Annotated in this window: 13 protein-coding genes; 5 read left to right on the top strand and 8 right to left on the bottom strand. The window is 68.1% G+C overall.

Annotation, left to right across the window (positions count from 1 at the left end):
- Nucleotides 1–15: 15 nt before the first annotated feature.
- Nucleotides 16–759 (bottom strand): SDR family NAD(P)-dependent oxidoreductase, encoded by a 744-nt coding sequence (locus ACWDUN_RS26045; protein WP_449933233.1) that lies wholly within the window; start codon nucleotides 757–759, stop codon nucleotides 16–18.
- Nucleotides 760–856: 97 nt separating this feature from the next.
- Here ACWDUN_RS26045 and ACWDUN_RS26040 point away from each other — a divergent pair, with 97 nt between their 5' ends.
- Nucleotides 857–1,465, top strand: coding sequence for a TetR/AcrR family transcriptional regulator (locus tag ACWDUN_RS26040; protein ID WP_449933231.1), 609 nt, complete (start codon nucleotides 857–859; stop codon nucleotides 1,463–1,465).
- Here ACWDUN_RS26040 and ACWDUN_RS26035 read toward each other — a convergent pair.
- Entirely contained in the window at nucleotides 1,462–3,090 is a 1,629-nt protein-coding gene (locus ACWDUN_RS26035) for a GMC oxidoreductase (RefSeq protein WP_449933229.1), read from the bottom strand. The genes ACWDUN_RS26040 and ACWDUN_RS26035 overlap by 4 nt on opposite strands.
- Nucleotides 3,091–3,211: 121 nt before the next feature.
- Here ACWDUN_RS26035 and ACWDUN_RS26030 point away from each other — a divergent pair, with 121 nt between their 5' ends.
- The 4 genes from ACWDUN_RS26030 to ACWDUN_RS26015 all read left to right on the top strand — a co-directional run bounded on the left by ACWDUN_RS26030 (nucleotide 3,212) and on the right by ACWDUN_RS26015 (nucleotide 11,789).
- Nucleotides 3,212–4,345 (top strand): alkane 1-monooxygenase, encoded by a 1,134-nt coding sequence (locus ACWDUN_RS26030; RefSeq protein WP_449933227.1) that lies wholly within the window; start codon nucleotides 3,212–3,214, stop codon nucleotides 4,343–4,345.
- Nucleotides 4,346–4,453: 108 nt separating this feature from the next.
- Entirely contained in the window at nucleotides 4,454–7,648 is a 3,195-nt protein-coding gene (locus ACWDUN_RS26025) for an arabinosyltransferase domain-containing protein (RefSeq protein WP_449933259.1), read from the top strand.
- Nucleotides 7,649–7,698: 50 nt separating this feature from the next.
- Entirely contained in the window at nucleotides 7,699–10,914 is a 3,216-nt protein-coding gene (locus ACWDUN_RS26020; protein WP_449933225.1) for an arabinosyltransferase domain-containing protein, read from the top strand.
- Complete coding sequence (locus tag ACWDUN_RS26015) at nucleotides 10,911–11,789, top strand: MBL fold metallo-hydrolase (protein ID WP_449933223.1); 879 nt, start codon at nucleotides 10,911–10,913, stop codon at nucleotides 11,787–11,789. The genes ACWDUN_RS26020 and ACWDUN_RS26015 overlap by 4 nt, the downstream gene beginning before the upstream one ends.
- On the opposite strand, the gene ACWDUN_RS26010 is transcribed toward ACWDUN_RS26015, so the two are convergent.
- The 6 genes from ACWDUN_RS26010 to fadD32 form a co-directional block, all read right to left on the bottom strand.
- Nucleotides 11,786–12,217 carry an RDD family protein gene (locus tag ACWDUN_RS26010; protein ID WP_449933221.1) on the bottom strand — a complete coding sequence of 144 codons (432 nt, stop codon included), beginning with the start codon at nucleotides 12,215–12,217 and terminating at the stop codon, nucleotides 11,786–11,788. The two genes, ACWDUN_RS26015 and ACWDUN_RS26010, sit on opposite strands and share 4 nt — an antisense overlap.
- Entirely contained in the window at nucleotides 12,214–12,618 is a 405-nt protein-coding gene (locus ACWDUN_RS26005; protein ID WP_449933219.1) for a hypothetical protein, read from the bottom strand. Before ACWDUN_RS26005 ends, ACWDUN_RS26010 begins: the two co-directional genes overlap by 4 nt.
- A 19-nt stretch (nucleotides 12,619–12,637) precedes the next feature.
- Nucleotides 12,638–13,234 (bottom strand): dihydrofolate reductase family protein, encoded by a 597-nt coding sequence (locus ACWDUN_RS26000; RefSeq protein ID WP_449933217.1) that lies wholly within the window; start codon nucleotides 13,232–13,234, stop codon nucleotides 12,638–12,640.
- Between the two features lie 120 nt (nucleotides 13,235–13,354).
- The gene (locus tag ACWDUN_RS25995; RefSeq protein WP_449933257.1) at nucleotides 13,355–14,914 is read right to left on the bottom strand and encodes an acyl-CoA carboxylase subunit beta; all 1,560 of its coding nucleotides are present in this window, start codon (nucleotides 14,912–14,914) and stop codon (nucleotides 13,355–13,357) included.
- An 11-nt stretch (nucleotides 14,915–14,925) separates the two neighbouring features.
- The gene (pks13, locus tag ACWDUN_RS25990; RefSeq protein WP_449933215.1) at nucleotides 14,926–20,322 is read right to left on the bottom strand and encodes a polyketide synthase Pks13; all 5,397 of its coding nucleotides are present in this window, start codon (nucleotides 20,320–20,322) and stop codon (nucleotides 14,926–14,928) included.
- Nucleotides 20,323–20,382: 60 nt separating this feature from the next.
- A complete protein-coding gene (gene fadD32, locus ACWDUN_RS25985) occupies nucleotides 20,383–22,272 on the bottom strand; it encodes a long-chain-fatty-acid--AMP ligase FadD32 (RefSeq protein ID WP_449933213.1) in 1,890 nt (629 codons plus the stop codon).
- Nucleotides 22,273–22,448: the final 176 nt, after the last annotated feature.

Raw genomic sequence — 22,448 nt, 5'->3', positions numbered from 1 at the left:
GGGCGGCCCAGCTGATCAGAACTGACTGGCGCCGCCGTCGACGTAGACCTCCGACCCGGTCATGAACGAACTGGCGTCGGAGGCCAGGAAGGTGATCACCCGGCCGATCTCCTCCGGGCGGGCCCGGCGCTTCATCGGCACCGTGGCCGTGAGGTCGTCGAGGGCCTCGTCGGCGCCGGCGAAAAGACCGGCCAGTCCCGGTGTCTGGGTCAGTCCGGGCGCCACGACGTTGACGCGGATATCGCGCTCGACCAGTTCGGCGGCCCAACTGCGGGCCAGGGATCGAATCGCGGTCTTGGACGCGGCGTAGACGCTCATCCCCGGGGACGCCTTCACGTCACCGGCGGATCCGCACAGGATCACCGAGGCACCCGCGTCGAGCAGCGGCAGCACGGCCTGCACCGTCAAGATGATCCCGCCGACGTTGGTGTTGAACGTCTCGGCGTAGTGCTGCCAGGTGATGTCGCCGAGTCCGGCCACCTCGGCGATACCGGCGTTGGCGAACACGATGTCGAGCCGACGGCCGCTCGCCTCGACGGTCGAGACCACCCGGTCCAGATCGGGCCCCATGGTGACATCGGCGCGGATGGCGGTGGCGTGATCTGCGCCGATGCTGTCGGCGGCGGCGTCGAGTGCGTCCTGGCGCCGGCCCACCAGGAACACATAGGCACCCTCGTGGGCCAGTGCCTGCGCCGCGGCCAGACCGATTCCCGATGTCGCTCCCGTGACCAGTGCTGTTTTCCCTGCCAACGACCCCATCTGATCCTCCAGTTTTGTACCGATCGGTTGCGCGACCGAACCTACCAGTTGTGTACCGATCGGTACAGACGGCGGTGGCGGGTCTAGGATCGCGCCCATGGACGCAAGGCATCGACACCCCGGCGGCCGGCCGCGCGCGTTCGACGAGGACGGCGCCCTGGCCGCGGCCACCGACGTGTTCTGGCGCCTGGGCTACGAGGGTGCGTCGATGGCCGAGCTCACCGGATCGATGGGCATCAACAAACCGAGCCTGTACGCGACGTTCGGCAGCAAGGAGCAGCTGTTCATGCGTGCGCTGCAGCGCTACCGGCGCACCTATTTCGCCGAGTTGGCCACGATCCTGGCGCATCCCAGCGCCTACGGCGTCCTGGAGTCCTACCTGCGCACCACCGCCGCCACCGTGCGGGCCCGCGATGTTCCCGGATGCCTGTCGATCCAGGGCGGGCTGGCCTGCGGCCCGAACAACGCACGCATCCCGCAACTGCTGGCCGACTACCGTCGCGATATCGAAATTGCCGTGGCCGAAGCGCTTTCGCGCACCGAGCTCGCGCCGGGCCGCGATGCCGAGAGCCTGGCCCGCTACGCCGTGACGATCGGGCAGGGCCTTGCGGTGGATGCCGCAGCCGGGGTCGAGCAGGCCCGGCTGGACACCGTGGTCGACGTGGCGCTGGCGGGTCTGGCCAACCTGCTCGGCGAACCGGCTTAGCGCCTGCCCTGCAGGATCGCCTCGATATTGCGCTCGGCCAGTGCGGTGATCGTCATGTACGGATTACAGCCGATATAGCCCGGGATCAGCGAGGCATCGTTGACGTAGAGGTTCTCGTATCCGTTGACGCGACCGAATGCATCGGTCGCCACACCGCGGACACATCCGCCGAGCGGATGAACGGTGTTGGGCGCAAAGGCCTTTCCTTCGAACAGGTCATCGCGGTAGTCCACCCCGTTGGCACCGGTCACCCGGTCGAAGACCAGCCGGGCCCGCTCGATCAGATGGTCGGTGTGACTCTGCGGCCAGTCGATGGAGATGGCATCGGATGCGCGGTCATAGCTGATCACCGCGCGGTCACCGGTGCGCACCATGGCGTAGTAGCCCAGCGCGTTGGTCTCGATGGGCAGCGGCAGGGAGAACATACTGGCGTACACCGGATTGTCCGGATCGGCGCGGCCGTCGAGGTTGATCATGCCCAGCAGCGACTGCTGGGTGCCCACCGGATTCGCCTCGGCAGTGTTGTGCGCGACCATGATGTCACCGTTGTTGCCGTAACCGTTGCCGACCTCGTCGTGCAGATCCGCGAGGTCCCCGTTCTCGCGGGCCCGCAACAACAACTCCAGCGTGCCCAGCACACCGGCGGCCAGATACAGCTGCTCACAACCGATCTCGCCTCGCGACAACTCCTTACCCCAGCGGTCGATCTCACGGGTCGACACCACATACTCGCCGGAGGGCTCGCGCCGGATGCCGGTCACCTCGGTCAGCGACCGCAGCGTCACCTTCCCGGTGGCCAGCGCCGCGGCGATATAGGTCTCATCGACGCTGCCGAACCGGCCGTGGTTGTTGCCGTACTGGCATTCCCAGTCCAGCGCCGACAGCGGCACCTGCCCGGCCGCTTCTTGCATCATGTAGTCGAAGGAGTACGCGCTGCCGTTGTAGTCGACGCCGTAGCCGGCGGCCTCGGCATACTGCCGGCCGACCCGGGCGTACTGGAAGTACGGGGTCTGCTCGAACCAGCCCATATCGCGATAGCTGATCTTCAGCGCAGCCTTGGCGCGCTCGACGTAGGTGCCCAGGAACTCGTTCGGATCGATGTCCGGGAACGCCACCCGGACCTGATCCGGTGTCGGTATCGCGGCGATCGCCGCGTTCACCATCGACCCGCCGCCGACCGCGATACCGCGGAAGACGTCATGCGCGCCGTAGGTGACCTTGTCGCAGATGCCGGCCTGGATGGGCTGGGACCCCGGGTTCTGAGCGGCCACCGCGTTGACCGACACACCGCGGAAGGACGGCACCAGGCTCGGCGGCACATCGCGGAACCACCCCGCCCGGGTGTCGGCGGGCAACATCTTGGAGAAGCGTTTGCCGTCCTCGTCGGGGGTGTCCCACAGCCGTCCGCGCTCCAGGATCAGCGTGTCGACCCCGGCCTCGCCGAGGCGCAGCGCACTGACCCCGCCGCCGTACCCGCTGCCGACGACGATGGCCTGGTGATATGGCCGGTCGGCGGGACGATCCTGCGAACCTGTCGCCTGACAGGCCGCCGCGGCACCGGCGCCGGCCGCCAGGCCGACGGCGGCCCCCAGGAAACGTCGTCGTGTCAGTCGTGTTTGCAGCACAGTCGCGCCAACCTCACAGCAAAATCCTCATTCGTTATGGCTCCGTGTTTGCACAGCTCTGCGAACCAGGTTAAATAGGCGATTGGAACCGGTTCACCCTCCCTACTGGCAAGGATACGAAGTGGTCGACGCACAGACCGGCGGAACGCCCAGGTGGCGGGACGTGAAACGGTATCTGTGGGTGTTGGGCGCCGTCGTTCCCGCGCAGGTCGGACTGGCCTGGCTCCTGGTCCAGCTCACCGGTTGGCAGGTGTTCTGGTGGATCGGCCCGATCATGGCTTTCCTCGTCATTCCCATAGTTGACCAGCTAATTGGCACCGATGACGAATACGTCGCCGACAACGCGCTGGAACAATTGGACAACGACCCCTTCTATCGCTGGGTCAACATTCTCTACCTGCCCAACCAGTACCTGTTCCTCATCTTCGCCTGCTGGCTGTGGGCCGGCGGCGGATGGCTCACCATGTCGGTCGCCGACAAGGCCGGGTTGATGGTCACGGTCGGAATTGTGGGTGGAATCGCGATCAACGCCGCCCATGAATTGGGTCACAGGCGCGCGAAGCTCGAAAAGCGCCTCAGCAAGGTCGCGCTTGCGCAAACTGGATACGGCCATTTCTTCGTCGAGCACAATCGCGGACACCATCTACGGGTGGCCACCCCGGAAGATCCGGCAAGCGCACGATTCGGCGAGAGCGTCTACCAGTTCATCCCGCGTTCGGTCATCGGCGGTCTGCGCTCGGCATGGCAGTTGGAATCCGCGCGACTGGCCCGGGCAGGCAAGTCCCGCTGGTCGCTGTCCAACGACATCCTGAACGCCTGGCTGCTGACGCTGGGATTGTTCGCCGGCCTGATCGTGTGGTTCGGCGTGACCATCACCCCGTGGCTCATCGGCCAGGCGCTCATCGGCATCTGCCTGCTGGAAACCGTCAACTACCTGGAGCACTACGGCCTGCGCCGGCAGCGCACCGCCGACGGGCGCTACGAGCGGGTCGGGCAACGGCACAGCTGGAACAGCAACACGCTGATGGCCAACGTCTTCCTCTATCACCTGCAGCGGCACTCCGACCATCACGCCAATCCGCACAAGCGTTACCAGACCCTGCAGCCCTCGGATCAGGCCCCGCAACTGCCCACCGGCTACGGCAGCATGCTGCTGCTCGCATGGTGTCCGCCGTGGTGGCGGCGGGTGATGGACCCGCGGGTGTCGGCCCACTACGGCGGCGACATCTCGCTGGCCGCCGTGCGCCCCGATTAGCCACCCGGGCGGGTCACGGGACAGGACACCGAGCTTCGTCGCTTACTGTTGAACCTCGTGCCCGGTAGGACTATCCGCTTCGTAGCCATCATCGCGGGCCTCGTCGGCATGGTGCTCTGCGCGCTCGCACCGCTGCTCCCGGTCAAGCAATCGACCGCCACCATCGCGTGGCCGCAGGCCGTCGGCGCCGACGGTTTCGTCGGTGACATCACCGCTCCGCTGGTGTCGGGCGCGCCGCGTGCCCTGGACGTGACGATCCCGTGCCGGACGGTCGGCTCGCTACCCGCCGACGGTGGCCTGGTCTTCTCGACGATCCCGCCCGGCGGTATCGACGCCGGGCGCAACGGCCTGTTCGTCAACGCCAACGCCGACGTCGTGTACGTGGCCTTCCGCGACACGGTGGCCGCCGTCGCCCCGCGCGCCGCGGTCGACTCCGGCGCCTGCACCGAACTGCGCATCTGGGCCGATGTCGGCGCCGTCGGCGCGGACTTCGTCGGGATCCCGGGCGCGACCGGCACGCTCAGCGTCGACAAGCGTCCCCAGGTTGCCGGCGTGTTCACCGAACTGCAGGTGCCCGCCGATGCCGGGCTGAACGCGCGGATCGACATCGACACCCGCTTCATCACCAGCCCGACCGCGCTCAAGCTCGCGGTCATGGTGTTGGGCACCGCCTGCGTGCTGGCCTCGATCATCGCGCTGGCGCTGCTGGACCGCACGGCCGGGCGGCACGCGCCGCGGGGCCGGCGACGGCGCGCCGGCTGGGCGACCTGGCTGACCGATACCGGTGTGGTCGGTTCGCTGCTGATCTGGCACATCGTCGGTCCGCAATCCTCCGACGACGGGTACAACCTGACCATCGCCCGCGTCTCTGCCGACGCCGGCTACATCACCAACTACTACCGCTACTTCGGCGCCACGGAGGCGCCGTTCGACTGGTATCAGAGCGTGCTGGCGCACCTGGCCTCGCTCAGCACCGCCGGTATCTGGATGCGGCTGCCGGCCACCCTGGCCGCGATCGGCACCTGGCTGATCCTCAGTCACTTCGTCCTGCCACGGCTCGGCACCCGGCTGGCGCACAACCGCGTCGCCATGCTCACCGGCGGTGCCGTCTTCCTGGCCGCGTGGTTGCCGTTCAACAACGGGCTGCGTCCCGAGCCGCTGATCGCCTTCGGCGTGGTGCTGGTGTGGATGCTCGTGGAGATCTCGGTGGGCAGGCGCATCCTGTGGCCCACCGCGGCGGCCATCGTGGTCGCGGTGTTCAGCGTCACCTTGGCGCCCCAGGGCCTGATCGCGCTGGCTCCGTTGCTGGTCGGCGCCCGCGCCATCACCCGGGTCATCGCCGAACGCCGCGCGGTGGCGGGCTGGGCCGCCCAGCTGGCGCCGCTGGGCGCGGCGGCCGCCCTGATCTTCGTCGTCGTGTTCCGTGACCAGACGCTGGCCACCGTCGCCGAGTCGGCGCGCATCAAGTACACCGTCGGCCCGACCATCGCCTGGTATCAGGAATTCCTGCGGTACTACTTCCTGACCGTCGAGGACAGCGTCGACGGCTCCATGACCCGCCGCTTCACCGTCCTGATCCTGCTGCTGTGCCTGTTCGGTCTGCTGATGGTGCTGCTGCGCCGCGGCACGGTTCCCGGCGCCATGAACGGTCCGGTGTGGCGGCTGATCGGCACCACCGGCATCGGGCTGCTGTTGCTGACCTTCACGCCCACCAAGTGGGCCGTCCAGTTCGGCGCGTTCGCCGGGCTGGCAGGTGCACTCGGCGCGGTCACCGCGTTCGCGCTGGCCCGCGTCGGCCTGCACAGCCGCCGCAACCTGGCTCTGTACGTCACGGCGCTGCTGTTCGTGCTCGCCTGGGCGACCTCGGGCATCAACGGCTGGTTCTACACCGGCAACTACGGTGTCCCGTGGTTCGACAAGCAACCGGTGATCCTCGGCTTCCCGGTGACGACGATCTTCCTGGTGCTCGCCATCGCCGGCGGCCTGCTGACCGCGTGGTTGCACTTCCGCATCGACTACGCCGGGCACACCGAGGTGGCCGACACCGGGCGCAACCGGGCGTTGGCCTCGACACCGCTGCTGGTGGTCGCGGTGATCATGGTGGTGCTCGAGCTCGGTTCGATGGTCAAGGCCACCGTCGGCCGCTACCCCGTCTACACCACCGGGTCGGCGAACCTGTCGGCGTTGCGGTCCGGGCTCTCGGATTCCAGTTGCGCCATGGCCGATCACGTTCTCGTCGAGGCCGACACCAACGCCGGTATGTTGCAACCGGTTCCGGGACAGCGGTTCGGTGAGTACGGACCGCTTGGCGGTGAGAATCCGGTCGGGTTCACCCCGAACGGGGTCAGCGACACCCTGGAACCCGGCGAGCCGGTCGCCGCCAACCCGGGCACCGTGAACTCCGACGGCCCGGTCGACAAGCCCAATATCGGTGTGGGTTACGCGGCGGGTACCGGCGGTGGCTACGGCCCCGAGGGGGTCAACGGGTCGCGGGTGTTCCTGCCGTTCGGCCTGGACCCCGAGCGGACCCCGGTGATGGGTAGCTTCGACGAGAACACCGTTGCCGCCGAGGCGATCTCGTCGTGGTATCAGCTGCCGCCCCGCACGCCGGACCGGCCGCTGGTGACCGTCGCCGCCGCGGGTGCCATCTGGTATTACGAGGAGGACGGGTCGTTCAACTACGGCCAGTCGCTCAAGCTGCAGTGGGGTGTGCACCGCCCCGACGGGTCGTATGAGGCGCTGGGCGAGGTGCAGCCCATCGACATCTTCCAGCAGAAGGCCTGGCGCAACCTGCGTTTCCCGTTGACGACGGCACCGCCGGAGGCCAATGTGGCGCGCATCGTGGCCGACGACCCCAACCTGTCCGAAGACCAGTGGTTCGCGTTCACCCCGCCGCGGGTGCCGGTGCTGCAGACCGCGCAGGAGTACCTGGGCACGCAGACGCCGGTGCTGATGGACATCGCCACCGCGTCGAACTTCCCGTGTCAGCGGCCGTTCGCCGAGCGCCTGGGCGTGGCCGAACTGCCCGAGTACCGCATCCTGCCGAACTTCAAACAGATGGTGGCCTCGTCCAACCAGTGGCAGTCGGCCGAGGACGGCGGTCCGTTCCTGTTCATCCAGGCGCTGCTGCGGACCTCGACGGTCCCGACCTATCTGCGCGACGACTGGTATCGGGACTGGGGTTCCATCGAGCGCTATATCCGGGTCGTGCCGCGTGAGCAGGCACCCGACGCCGTCATCGAGGAAGGGACGCAGAACGTGTACGGCTGGAGCCGCGGCGGACCGATCAGGGCGCTGCCGTGAGTGAGCGTGCGAACGAACCGACAACGCGGAACGGCAAATCGGACCGAGCCGTGAGTGAGCGTGCGAACGAACCGACAACGCGGAACGGCAAATCGGACCGAGCCGTGAGTGACGTGAAGATCGCGCGTTGGGTCGCCACGATCGCCGGCCTGCTCGGCTTCGTCATGGCGGTCGCGGTGCCACTGCTGCCGGTCGCCCAGACCACCGCGACACTGAACTGGCCGCAGAACGGGCAGCTGAACAATGTGACGGCGCCGCTGATCTCGCAGGCGCCGGTGAGCCTGACCGCGACGGTGCCGTGCTCGGTGATCGCGGACATGCCCGCCGACGGCGGACTGGTGATGGGCACCGCACCGGCCGAGGGACGTGACGCGGCGCTGAACGCCATGCTGGTCACCGTCTCGGAGGACCGGGTCGATGTCATCGTCCGAAATGTCGTGGTGGCCAGCGTCGAACGGGACCGCATCGGCGGCTGCTCGACGATCGACATCACCTCCGACCACGACGGCACCTACGCCGATTTCGTCGGCCTGAGCAAGGATGACGGCACACCGCAGCGCACAGGCTTCCCCGACCCGAACCTGCGGCCGGCCATCGTCGGTGTGTTCACCGACCTGACCGGCGCTGCGCCACAGGGGTTGTCGCTGTCGGCCGAGATCGACACCCGCTTCACCACCCAGCCGACCGCGCTGAAACTGGCGGCCATCGTGCTGGCCATCCTGTCGACGTTCATCGCGCTACTCGCGCTGTGGCGTCTGGACCGCCTCGACGGCCACCGCATGCACCGGCTGATCCCGACGCGCTGGCGGACCTTCACCGCGGTCGACGCGTTCGTCGTCGGCGTGTTCGTGCTCTGGTACATCATCGGCACCAACTCCTCCGATGACGGCTACCAGATGCAGATGGCCCGCACCGCCGAGCATTCCGGCTACATGGCCAACTACTTCCGCTGGTTCGGCGTCCCGGAGGACCCGTTCGGCTGGTACTACAACGTGCTGGCACTGATGTCCCAGGTCAGCACCGCGGGCATCTGGATGCGGCTACCGGACCTGATCTGTTCGCTGATCTGCTGGGTGCTGCTGTCACGCGAGGTGCTGCCGCGCCTGGGCCCCGCCGTGATCGCCAGCCGGCCCGCGCTGTGGGCGGCCGGCCTGGTGCTGCTCGGTGCGTGGATGCCGTTCAACAACGGACTGCGCCCGGAGGGTCAGATCGCCACCGGCGCGCTGATCACCTACGTGCTGATCGAGCGCGCCGTCACCTCGGGCCGGCTCACACCGGCCGCGCTGGCCATCTTCACCGCCGCCTTCACCCTCGGCATCCAGCCCACCGGGCTGATCGCGGTCGCGGCGCTGGTCGCCGGCGGCCGGCCCATCCTGCGGATCATCATGCGCAGGCGCCGCACGGTCGGCACCTGGCCGCTGTTGGCGCCGCTGCTGGCCGCCGGCACGGTGATCCTCGCGGTCGTGTTCGCCGACCAGACCTTCGCAACCGTGCTGGAGGCCACCAGGATCCGCACCGCCATCGGCCCCAGCCAGGAGTGGTACACCGAGAACCTGCGGTACTACTACCTCGTCCTGCCGACGGTCGACGGCGCGATCTCGCGCCGGTTCGCGTTCCTGTTCACCGCCATGTGCATGTTCCCGGCGCTGTTCATGATGTTGCGCCGCAAGCGGATCGCCGGTATCGCCCGCGGGCCGGCCTGGCGGCTGATGGGCACCATCTTCGCGACGATGTTCTTCCTGATGTTCGCCCCCACCAAGTGGATTCACCACTTCGGCCTGTTCGCGGCCGTCGGCGGCGCCATGGCGGCGCTGGCAACGGTGATGGTGTCCAAGACCGTGCTGCGCTCGGCCCGCAACCGGATGGCGTTCCTGTCGCTGGTCTGCTTCGTGGTGGCGTTGTGCTTCGCCTCGGTCAACGGGTGGTGGTACGTCTCCAACTTCGGTGTGCCGTTCAACAATTCGGTGCCCGCGATCGGTGGCGTGACGGTCAGCACGATGTTCTTCGCGCTGTTCGCGGTCACCGCGCTGTGGGCCTTCTGGCTGCACGTATCGGCCAGACCCGAGTCCAAGCTGGTCGATCGACTGACCGCCGCGCCGATCCCGATCGCTGCCGGTTTCATGGTGGTGGTGTTCATCGCCTCCATGGCCATCGGGGTGGTCCGGCAGTACCCGACCTACTCCAACGGCTGGGCCAATATCCGGGCCTTCGCCGGCGGCTGCGGAATGGCCGATGATGTTCTGGTCGAACCGGATTCGAACGACGGTTTCCTGCGGGCGCTACCAGGTGATTATGGACGGCTGGGCCCGCTCGGCGGCACCGACCCCACCGGGTTCACCCCCGACGGGGTGCCTGAGCGGATCATCGCCGAGGCCATCCGGCTGAACAACCCGCAGCCCGGCACCGACTACGACTGGAATCAGCCGGTCCGGTTGTCCCGGCCGGGTATCAACGGCTCGCGGATTCCGCTGCCGTACGGACTGGATCCGGCGCGGGTGCCGGTCGCGGGAACCTATTCGACCGGCTCTCAACAGGAGAGCCGGCTGGCCTCGGCCTGGTACGAGCTGCCCGACGCCGACGACGCCCACCCGCTGGTCGTCATCACCGCCGCGGGCACGATCACCGGGACCAGCGTCGCCGAGGGGTTGACGACCGGACAGACCGTCGAGTTGGAGTACGCGACGGCGGGACCTGACGGCGCTCCGGTGCCGGCCGGGCGGGTCGCCCCCTACGACATCGGCCCCACCCCGTCGTGGCGCAACCTGCGCTACCCGCGGGAGCAGATCCCCGCCGATGCGGTGGCGATCCGGGTGGTCGCCGAGGATCTCTCGCTGGGACAAGGTGATTGGATCGCGGTGACCCCGCCCCGGGTTCCCGAGGTGCGCTCGGTGCAGGAGTACGTGGGCTCCACCCAGCCGGTGCTGATGGACTGGGCGGTCGGGATGGCCTTCCCGTGCCAGCAGCCGATGCTGCACGCCAACGGCGTCACCGAGGTGCCCAAGTTCCGTATCTCGCCGGACTATTACGCCAAGCTGCAGAGCACCGACACCTGGCAGGACGGCATCAACGGCGGCCTGCTGGGTATCACCGATCTGCTGTTGCGGGCCTCGGTGATGTCGACCTATCTGTCCCAGGACTGGGGTCAGGACTGGGGTTCGCTGCGCCGCTTCGACACCATCGTCGAGGCACAGCCCGCCGAGATCGAACTGGGAACGAGCACCCACTCGGGGCTCTACTCCCCCGGCGAGATCCGCATCGGGCCGTGACCACGCGCCTCGGCGCCGCCGCGCTCACCCGGGTGGTGGAGACGTCGTTGCACCCTGGATTCGGGTTGTTCGGCGGCACTCCCGAGCAGGCCTGGGCGCAGCACGCCGACCTGCTGTCACCGACTTTCGTCGATCTGGACGCCGGCACCTGGCGGGTTGCCATCCAGACGTGGGTGCTCGACGTCGACGGGCTGCGCATCCTGATCGACACCGGGGTCGGCAATGGTAAGAGCCGCCCCGCGATTCCGGTGCTCGACCAGCTGGACACCGGGTTCCTGGCGGCGTTGCAGGACGCCGGTGTGCATCCCGACAGCGTGGACGTCGTGGTCAACACCCACCTGCACAGCGATCACGTCGGGTGGAACACCCGGGCCGACGGCGATTCCTGGATCCCGACGTTCCCGAACGCGCGGTATCTGGTGCCGGAGGCCGACTTCCGGTTCTTCGAACCCGACGGACCGGGCTGCGATGCGGGCGCGCGCATCGTGTTCGACGACAGTGTGGCACCGGTGTACGAGGCGGGCCAGATCGAGATGTTCAGCGGCGAGCACCAGGTGAGCGATTCGGTGTGGTTGCGGCCCGCCGCCGGGCACACTCCCGGCTCATCGGTGCTGTGGCTCGACGCCGGCAGGCCCGCCGTGTTCGTCGGCGACCTCACCCACTGCGCCATCCAGATCCCGCGCCCCGACGATGCGTGTGCCTTCGACTGCGACGCCGCACAGGCCACCGCCACCCGCAAGCGGGTGTTCACCGAGGCCGCCAGGCGCCGAGCCACCGTCATCCCGGCGCACTATCCCGGCCGCGGCGGGGCCACCCTGGTGGCCCGCGGAGACAGGTTCGAGGTCGACGACTGGCTGGAGATCGACGCCATCTAGGGTGTGAGGTACACGACCCGACTGCCGAAGACGATGTCCTGCAGCGATCTTCGGCGTCTGTCCACGGCCACCCACAGTAGACCGACGGGGAACAGCACACAGGCGATGGCGCGCAGCGCCGCGACGACGGGCACCATCCGTTCGCCTCGGCGCCCGGTCACCCGCAGCCCCATGAAGGCCGCACCGGCCGTACATCCCGACACCGCCCAGCACCCGGTCAGATAAAGCACCGCGACGGTGAACATCACCGCGGTGGAGAACACCGCGTTGACCGTCGGCAGGCTGAAGGAGGTGGGATTGAACATCAGCCGGGCCAGGATCAGACCGATATAGAGCGCGCCCAGCACCACCGCGACGATGACGATGTCGAGCACCGCGGCCACTCCGCGGCTGACGATGCCCGCCTCGCGCGGCGGCCGGGTGGTCACCGCGGATCCCGGCGCAACAGCCGGTCGACGAAGTCGGACACCATGTCGTCGGCGCGTTCGCCCTGGCTGCGCACATCGGTCATCACCTCGGCGGTCACCGAATCGGTGGAGGTCCTGATGATGGCGGGCAGGTCGATCCCGTCGACGACCTCGTCGGCCAGCGCGATCAGATCCAGCCGGTCACGCGCCACCGCGTTCAGGTCGAGCTGGTCGAGGATGGTGTCGATACCGGCGGCCAGTACCCGTTCGCCGCGAGCCGTCAGATCCAGGCGGCCGCGGCGCAACCAGCCCCCGACGGCGGGCAACCGTTCGGCGGCGCGGTAGACCACCGCCACCCCGTCGCACGCCGTGGCGACGGCACCGAGGGCGACGGTGACCGCGGGATGCACGGCTTCGGACACCGTTGCATCGTAGAGCCTGCTAGAGGTGTTGTTTGGCGTCCTCGTAGGAGCCTGTCGGCGCGGCGTCGTCCTTGGTGTAGACGCTGTGCACCACCCCGGTCCGAAATGCCGTGGAGCTCAGCAGTTTCAGCGGTAGCGCGTCGCCGTCGCGGAAGAGCCGGGCGCCGGTTCCGACCACGACCGGGTGGATGAGCAGGTGCAGTTCGTCGAGCAGGCCGGCCGCGAGCAGCTCGCGCACCACCGACACCGATCCGGCGATACCGATATCGCCACCCGGCTGTGCCTTCAATGCCGTGACGCCCTCGATCAAATCGCCCGACAGCTGTTCGGAATTGCGCCAGTCGAAGCTGAGCCGCTGCCGGGACACCACGATCTTGCGGGTATCACCGAGTTTCTTGGCGAACTCGGCATCCTCGCCGCCGTCGGCCTCCCGCTGCGGCCACGCCCCGGCGAAGCTGTCGTACGTGGCGCGGCCCAGCAGGATGGTCTGCGCCGAGCCCAGTTGGGCGTCGACGGCCGCGCCCATCTCGTCGTTGAAGTAGGGGAAGTGCCATCGGTCGGGCGCCTCGATCACGCCGTCGACGGAGATGAACAGGCCCGCGGTGATTCGTGTCATGCCGGATCTGACCCCCACGCGTGTGGAAACTCATCGCGCACGGCGGTTCCGCTCCACGAGCGACCGCGCACTGTCCACGGGTGACGGCGTGTCGCGTGCACACACGGTCGCTCGCGGTGATTACAGCGGGGTCAAGCCGTGCTTGCGCAGCACCTTCTTCACCGGCTGCTTGTCACGCAGCAGTCGCAGCGACTTGCGCAGCAGCAACCGGGTCTCGTGCGGCTCGATGACGCCGTCGATGTAGCCGCGCTCGGCGGCGATCCACGGCGTGGCGAGGTTCAGGTTGTAGCCCTCGATGAAATCGGCGCGGATCTTCTGCACCTCGGGCGCAGTCGGATCCGGGAACCGCTTCACCAGCAGCTGGGCCGCGCCCTCGGCGCCGATCACCGCGATGCGCGCGGTCGGCCAGGCGAAGTTGAGGTCCGCGGACAGCTGCTTGGAACCCATCACCGCGTACCCGCCGCCGTAGGCCTTGCGCACGATGATGGTCACCTTGGGCACATCGGCCTCGACGATGGCGTTGAAGAACCGGCCACCGCGCTTGATGATGCCGCGCTCTTCCTCGGCGACGCCGGGCATGGCACCCGGGGTGTCGACGACGAAAACCAAGGGCAAGTTGAATGAGTCGCAGAACCGGATGAAACCGGCCGCCTTGTCGGATGCCTCGTTGCCGACCGCACCGGACATGTGCATCGGCTGGTTGGCGATCACACCGACCGGACGTCCGTCGACCCGCGCGAACGCGGTGATCATCGACGGGCTGCGCTGATCGGCGATCTCGAAGATGTCACCGTCGTCGAAGATCCGCAGCAGGATCTCGTGCATGTCGTAACCCATGTTGTCCGAGTCCGGCACGATGGTGTCCAGTTCCAGGTCGTGCGGGGTGATCTCGGGTTCCAGGCCCGGGTTGACGACCGGCGCATCGTCGAAGTGGTTGGCGGGCAGGAAGCTCAGGTAGTCGCGCACATACTGGTAGGCCGCGGCCTCGGACTCGACCACCTTGTGGATGTTGCCGCGCTCGGCCTGCACATCGGCGCCACCGAGCTCGTCGAAGGTGACATCCTCACCGGTGACGTCCTTGATGACATCGGGTCCGGTGATGAACATGTAGCCCTGATCGCGCACCGCGACAACGAGATCGGTCTGGATCGGCGAGTACACCGCACCGCCGGCGCACTTACCGAAGATCAGCGAGATCTCGGGCACCAGGCCCCGCAGCATCTCGTGGCGACGGCCCAGTTCGGCGTACCAGGCCAGCGAGGTGGCGGTGTCCTGGATACGCGCGCCCGCCGAGTCGTTGATACCGATGATCGGGCAGCCGACCATGGCGACCCACTCCATCAGCTTGGCGACCTTGCGGCCGAACATCTCACCGACCGAACCCTGGAACACCGTCTGGTCGTGGCTGAACACCCCGACCGGGCGGCCGTCGATGGTGCCGTGACCGGTCACCACGCCGTCACCGTAGAATGCGTTCGGGTCACCCGGGGTCTTGGCCAGCGCCCCGATCTCCAGGAAGCTGCCCGGATCCAGCAGCGCGTGGATGCGGGCGCGGGCGCTCGGGATGCCCTTCTTGTCGCGCCGGGCCTTGGCCTTCTCATCGCCGGGATCCTTGGCCAGTTCCAGCTTCTCGCGGAGTTCGGCCAACTTCTCTGCGGTGGTGGCCGTCTTGGGCTGCACGGGGGTGTCGGTCACTGGTTGTCCTTCTTCGCTTCGATGCGGTTGAGGGCTTCGCTCAGGTGAGCGCCGACCTTGGCGATGATCGGCTCGTCGATGGCCTGGATGTGCTCACCGCCGATGTGCACAACCTCCAGATCCGAAACCGCCTCTCCCCAGCCACCGTCGGGCTGGCGGGTGGCGTACGCGGGCTCGAACACGATGGCGTCATCGTGATACCGGTCGGCCATGTAGAGCGTGACGTGCCCGTCGTAGGGCTGCAGCTCGATGGTGTCCAGGGCGCGGTTGTCCAGATACGAGGTGCGCTGATGCTCGATGATGCCGCCCGGGATCTGTACCCCGCTCTCGGCGACGATGTCGAGCACGTACTTCACCTGACCCTCGTCATCGAGCTTCTCCAGCTCCTCATAGGGGATCTCGGGTATCTCGACGTTGAAGGTGCGCTCGGCGAACCGGGCGTAGCGGTCCCAACGGGCCCGCATCCCCTCCTGGGACTGATCGATCGGCACACCCGGGCGCACGCAGTCGATCAGACCGACGAAGCGCACATCGGCGCCGGACCGCTTGAGCCCGATGGCACAGGCGTAGGCCAACGCACCGCCGAGCGACCATCCGGCCAGCACGAACGGGCCCTTGTGGATCTCGAGCAGCTTGGGCACATACTCGGCGGCCCGCTCCTCGATGGAGCCCTCGACCCGCTCGATGCCGTACACCGGGGTATCGGCAGGCAGTCGTTTGATCAGCGGCTCGTAGACCACCGTCGACCCACCGGCCGGATGGAACACGAAGAGCGGCACCGCGTTCGAGCCCTCGGTCGGCGGACGCAGGGTCCGGACGAACCCGTCGACCAGGCCGTCCTCCAGCTGATCGCGAACGTGGGTGGCCAACTCCTCGATGGTCTTGGCCGAACTCACCTGATCGACGCTGATCGGGCCCTCGGCCCGCTCGGACAGCCGGGTCGCCAGCTTGACCGCGGTCGCCTCGTCCACGGCGGGCAACTCGTTGAAGATGCCGCCGGGTGATTTCCCGGTGACGATCGCCCACGTCGCGAAGGTGACCCGCTCGGCGGCATCACGCGGGGGCACATCGGCGCCGAGCGCCTCGGTGACTGCCTCTTGGGTGAGCACCTTGGCGGCGGCCGCAGCGGCGGTCGCCTTGGCCGGAACGGCCGAATCAGCAACAGCCGGGTCTGCCTTGGCCGGTCCGCTCGGATCGGTTGGCGGCGGCGGGATCTCGATACCCACCTCGGCCAGCGATTCGGTGGTCTCGTCGGTCTTGTCCGCGGCGATCGGGTGGCCGGCCTCGGCCAGCTTGGCCTCCAGCTCGGCAACGGTGGTCGCCCCGCCCATCAGCTCGGCCTGCGCGGCCGCGATCTCCTCGGCGCTCTGTCCCTTCTGCGCCTCGGCCAGCTCGCCCACCTCGTCGCGGTGCTCGATGGCGTACTGGATCAGCTTCTCCACCGCGTACAGGTTGGCGTCGCGCACCGCGGTCAGCTGGATCGGCGGCAGGTCGAAGTCGTATTCGACCCGGTTCTTGATCCGCACGGCCATCAGCGAATCCAGACCCAGCTCGATCAGCGGCACCTCCCAGGGCAGGTCCTCGGGCTCATAGCCCATGGCGCTGCCGACGATGGTGCCCAGTCGCTGGGCCACGGTCTCACCGGACTCCGGGTTCCACTTGGCGAAGTCCGAGCCGAGATTGGCTCCGGCGGTGAGGTTGTCGGCCTCGAACGCCGGGCTGTTGTCGGGCTCCTCGACGGGTACCGTTGCGGCGGCGGCGATCTCGGCCACGGTGCCCGCGCCGACGGCGGTCGGCAGCGCGGTCTGCTGGCCATTGCGGGTGACGATGGCGTCGTAGACCAGCGTGAACGATTCGTCGATACGCGCGTGCACCTGCACCGAGGCGCCACCGGGATGGCGCGTCAGCGTGGTCACCAACCGCGCGTTCTCCGCCGGGACGGCGCGCTGCTCGGCGGCCGTCAGCGCGGCATCCGGCAACACCTGTGCGGCAGCGGCCTTCACCAGCGCCGCCAGGTCGGCGGCGCCGCTGGGCGCGTACTCCCAGACGTGACGTCCGTCCGGCGTGGCGACGTGGGTGCCGGGCGCGACGACCGAGCTGTCACCGGTGAATCGGGCGTCCAGCCAGTGCTGCTTGCGCTTGAACCGGGTCAGCGGGACATCGGCGAAGTCCAGTGCGCCGGCCAGCCCGCGGTTGCGGCGCGGGAACAGCGAGCGCGGGTCCAGATCGTGGCCGTGCACGTACAGGTGCGCCATGGCCGTGGTCATCGAATCGACCTCGTCCTGCTTGCGGGCCAGGGTCGCGATCAACTGGGCGTCGTGCAGCCCGGCGGCGGCCGTGGTCAGCCCGACCTGCATGAGCGCCACCGGGTTCGGGGCCAGCTCCAGGAACGTGGTGTGCCCGTTGTCGACGGCGTTGCGGATGCCGTGGGTGAAGTAGACGCTGTGCCGCAGTCCCTTCTTCCAGTAGTCCACATCGTGGATCGGCTCGGCACCGGAGCGGATGAACTGGCCCTCGTGCACGGTGGAGAAGTAGCCGGTCTGCAGCGGCAGCGCCTCGATGCCCTGGATCTCGGCGGAGAGCTCGCCGAGCAGCGGGTCCATCTGCTGAGTGTGGCTGGCGCCCTTGGTCTGCAGCTTGCGGGCGAACTTGCCCTCGGACTCGGCGCGCGCGACGATCGCGTCGATCTGCTCCGGCGGACCACCGATCACGGTCTGGGTCGGGGCGGCGTAGACGCACACCTCCAGTCCGGGGAAGTCGGAGAACACCGTCTTGATCTCCTCGGCCGAGTACTCGACCAGGGCCATCAATCGGATGTACTCACCGAAGAGCATCGCCTCGCCCTCACCCATCAGGTGCGCACGCGAGCAGATGGTCCGGGTCGCATCGGCCAGCGACAGGCCGCCGGAGAAGTAGGCGGCCGCGGCCTCACCGAGTGACTGGCCCACCACCGCACCAGGTTTCGCACCGTGGTGGCGCAGGAGTTCGCCGAGGCCGATCTGCAGTGCGAAGATCACCGTCTGGACGACCTCGATGGGGTACTCGCAGGTCTCATTGGTGTAGTCGATGGCGTCGTCGAGGATCAGCTCGACGACCGAGTAGCCGCGCTCATCCTGGATGAGGGCGTCCACCTTGTTGATCCACTCGGCGAACACCTCATCGCGCAGGTAGAGATCCTTGCCCATCTTGCGGTGCTGGGCACCGAAGCCGGCGAACACCCAGACCGGCCCGTTGGTGACCGGACCGTCGGCGGCCAGCACCAGGGGGCTCTGCTTGCCCTCGGCCAGCGCCCGCAGACCCTTGACGGCCTCGTCATGGTCATGGGCCAGCACCACGGCACGGGAGCGGCCGTGGTTGCGCCGCGACAGTGACCGGCCGATCGACTCCAGCGAGGAGGCCCGGCCGGCCTCGCTGTCGATCCAGTCGGCGAGCTCGGCGGCGGTGGTGCGCTTGCGTGACGTCAGGAATCCCGAGACGAACAGCGGCACAATCGGTTTGGCCGGTTCGGCCGCTTCCAGCGCGGCCCGGCCCTCTTCGATGAGGCGCTGGGCCTGCTCGGTCAGGCCCGGCAGTTCGTAGCTGCCCTCGTCATAGGCCGGGTACTCGGGCTCATCCTCGACGAACTCGCCGTACTCGTCCATCCGGCGGCCCGACGGCTCCACGGCCTCGGGCTCGGCGGACTTCTCTTCTGCGACAGGGGCTTCCGGCTCGACCAGATCCGCGGCGAGCACCTCGCGCAGCACCAGGTGGGCGTTGGCGCCGCCGAAGCCGAAGCCGGACACGCCGGTGATGGCGTGTCCGCTGTAGCGCGGCCAGTCGGTGACGGCGTCGTTGACCCGCAGGTGTTCCTTGTCGAAGTCGATGTAGGGGTTGGGACCGGTGTAGTTGATCGACGGCGGCAGCTTGTCGTGCTGCAGCGACAGCGCCATCTTGGCCAGGCTGGCCGCGCCCGCGGCCGACTCCAAGTGGCCCACATTGGATTTCACCGCACCCAGCAGGGCGGGCTTGTCATCGGCACGGCCCCGGCCGACAACCCGGCCCAGCGCGTCGGCCTCGATCGGGTCACCGAGGATGGTGCCGGTGCCGTGCGCCTCGATGTAGTCGACGTCGCGGGGGTTGATACCGGCGTCCTTGTAGGCCTTGCGCAGCACGGCTTCCTGGGCGTCCGGATTGGGCGCCAGCATGCCGTTGGAGCGGCCGTCGTGGTTGACCGCGCTGCCGGCGATCACGGCGATGATCTCGTCACCGTCGCGGCGGGCATCGGAGACGCGCTTGAGCACCAGCATGCCGCCGCCCTCGGAGCGGGCGTAACCGTTGGCATCCGAGGAGAACGACTTGCAGCGGCCGTCCGGGGCCAGCACGCCGCCGACCTCATCGAAGCCGATGGTGACCAGCGGGGTGACCATGGCGTTCACGCCACCGACGATGGCGACGTCGATTTCACCGGTGCGCAGGGCGCGCACACCCTGGTGCGCGGCGACCAGCGAGGACGAGCAGGCGGTGTCGATGGACTCCGACGGCCCGCGGAAGTCGTAGAAGTAGGACACCCGGTTGGCGATGATGGAGCTGGTGGTGCCGGTGATCGCATAGGGATGCGCGGTAGTCGGGTCGGCGACCGCCAGGAACATGTAGTCGTTGTTCGAACTGCCCACGTACACACCGACATCGCCGCCGCGCAGGCTCGACGCCGGGATACGGGCGTGCTCGAGTGCCTCCCAGGTCAGCTCGAGCGCCATCCGCTGCTGGGGGTCGATGTTGTCGGCCTCCATCTTCGACAGCGCGAAGAACTCGGAGTCGAAACCCTTGATATCGGACAGGTAGCCGCCACGGGTGTGCGCCTTGGCGACCCGCTCGGCGATGCGCGGCTCACCGAGGAATTCCGACCAACGGCCCTCGGGCAGGTCCGAACTCGCGTCGCGGCCCTCCAGCAGCGCGGCCCACATCTGCTCGGCGCTGTTCATCTCGCCGGGGAAGCGGGTGGCGATGCCGACGATCGCGATGTCCTCGACGCCGGGCTCGCGGGTCCAGTCCTCGTCGGTGTCGATGACGGGTTCGGGCTCGCCCTCGATGATGACGGTGGCCAGCGCCTCGATGGTCGGGTTGCGGAACACCACGGTCGCGGTCAGCGTGACGCCGGTGAGGTCCTCGATGTCACTGGCCATCGCGACGGCGTCGCGGGAGGACAGACCGAGTTCCACCACCGGCGCCGACTCGTTGATCGAGTCGGCGGGCTGCCCGGTGGCATTGGCCACCCAGTTGCGCAGCCATTCGCGCATCTCGGGGACGGTCATGTCACCGCGCGCGGGGGCAACGGCGTCCGAGGCCGACCCGGACACTGCGGGCAGTCCGGCGTCGGCCTCCGGCTGGCGTGAATTATCTTGTGCTTCAGTCATCTTCACTGTTCACTTTCGCCGCCGTGCGGCCTCGTTCATGCGGCCGGAAACCTGTCGGTTTCAGTCGGTCTCGTCGGGGAAGTCGTTGGCGATCTTGCCGCTGCGCAGGCTGCCGTCCAGGTAGCCGGATCGGCAGGCGCGCCGGCCGATCTTGCCGCTGGAGGTGCGCGGGATGGCACCGGCCGGGGTCAGCAGCACGTCGCGCACGGTGACACCGTGGCGCACCGCGATGGCGGCGCGGATGTCGTCGACGATCGGGCCCAGTTCCAGCTTGTGCGAACCCGGCGCCCGCTCGGCCACGATGACCAGCTGCTCGGAGGTGTCCTCGGGGTCGAACTTCAGCCCGGCGTGGGCGTCGTCGAAGACCTCGGCGGGCAGCTGATTGGCCGGTACCGAGAAGGCCGCGGCGAACCCGGTGCGCACGGCCTTGGAGGCCTCCTGCGCGGAGTACTCCAGGTCCTGCGGGTAGTGGTTGCGCCCGTCGATGATCACCAGATCCTTGACGCGGCCGGTGATGTAGAGGTCACCGTCGTAGAACGCGCCGTAGTCACCGGTGCGCACCCAGGTGGCGTCGTCCTCGGCGCCCTCGGCATGCGAGGGGGTGGTGCGCGACTTGAGCAGGTTCTGGAACGTCTCGACGGTGGCGTCGGGCTTGCCCCAGTAGCCGGTGCCCATGTTCGGGCCGCTGATCCAGATTTCGCCGATCTGACCGTCGGGCAGCTCGCTCGCCGATTCGGCGTCGACGATGACGGCCCATTCGGACACACCCACCTTGCCGGCCGACGCCTGCGCGACTGCCTTCGCCGAATCGGCGTCCACCTCGACGATGGTGCCGGTGTTCAGGGCATCGCGGTCGACGTGGATGATCTTCGGCTCTTCCGACGACGGGGTGGTCGACACGAACAGCGTCGCCTCGGCCAGACCGTAGGACGGCTTGATGGCCTTGGCCGGGAATCCGTAGGGTCCGAACGCCTCATTGAAGCGGCGCACCGTGGCCGCCGAGATCGGCTCGCTGCCGTTGAGCACGGCCTTGACGTTGGACAGATCCAGCGGCGGTTCGCCGTCCTTGGGCAGACCGCGCGCCGCGGCGTGGTCGAAGGCGAAGTTGGGCGCCACGGAGATCACTCCGCCGGTGTCATCGGGCTTGCGGGCCATCTCCCGGATCCAGCGTCCCGGGCGGCGCACGAACGCAGCCGGGGTCATGAAGGTGAAGTTGTGCCCGATCATCGGTGACAACAGCGCGGTGATCAGTCCCATGTCGTGGAAGAACGGCAGCCAGGACAGTCCGCGGTCGCCCTCCTCGGCCTCCAGCGCCTCGATGATCTGGACGATGTTGGTGGCCAGGTTCAGGTGGGTGATCTGCACACCGGTCGGGATACGGGTGGACCCCGAGGTGTACTGCAGGTAGGCCACGGTGTCCTTGGTGACCTCGACGGGCTCCCAGGTGGCGGCGACCTCCTCGGGCACGGCGTCGACGGCGATGACACGCGGGCGCTTGTTGGCCGGGCGGGTGCGGAAGAACTTACGCACGCCCTCGGCGGCCTCGGTGGTGGTCAGGATGGCCGACGGCTCGCAGTCGTCCAGGACGGCGTGCAGACGGCCGACGTGCCCGGGCTCGGACGGGTCGAACAGCGGCACCGCGATGCGGCCGGCGTAGATGGCGCCGTAGATGGAGACCAGGTAGTTCAGGTTCTGCGGGCTCAGGATCGCCACCCGGTCACCCTCGGCGGTGACCTGTTGCAGGCGGGCGGCCACCGCTCGATTGCGGGCGCTGAACTGGGCCCAGGTCAGCTCGCGCTCGACGCCGTCACGCTCGGTCGAGTAATCCAGGAAGCGGTAGGCCAGCTTGTCACCGCGTACCTTGGCCCAGCGCTCGACGTGTGCAACGATGCTGCCGTTGTCAGGGAACTTGATCTGTCCGTTCTTGATGAACGGGTTGTGGAACGGCATCAAATACTCCTGTCACAGCACACTTCTTGTGGTCGCCCCCGAGCCTCGGGAATCCTACCGGCGCGGCAGTTCGGGCCCGCGCGCGCCAACGCGCCACTCTTAGTTTTCTCTTAATGTTAGATGTTCGATTCGCGCAGGCCAAATCTGGTTACCGGCGAGTCGCTTGCGGAGTGAGC

The organism is Mycobacterium sp. NPDC003323, assembly GCF_053589535.1.
This window is presented reverse-complemented; position numbering and strand designations above follow the sequence as displayed.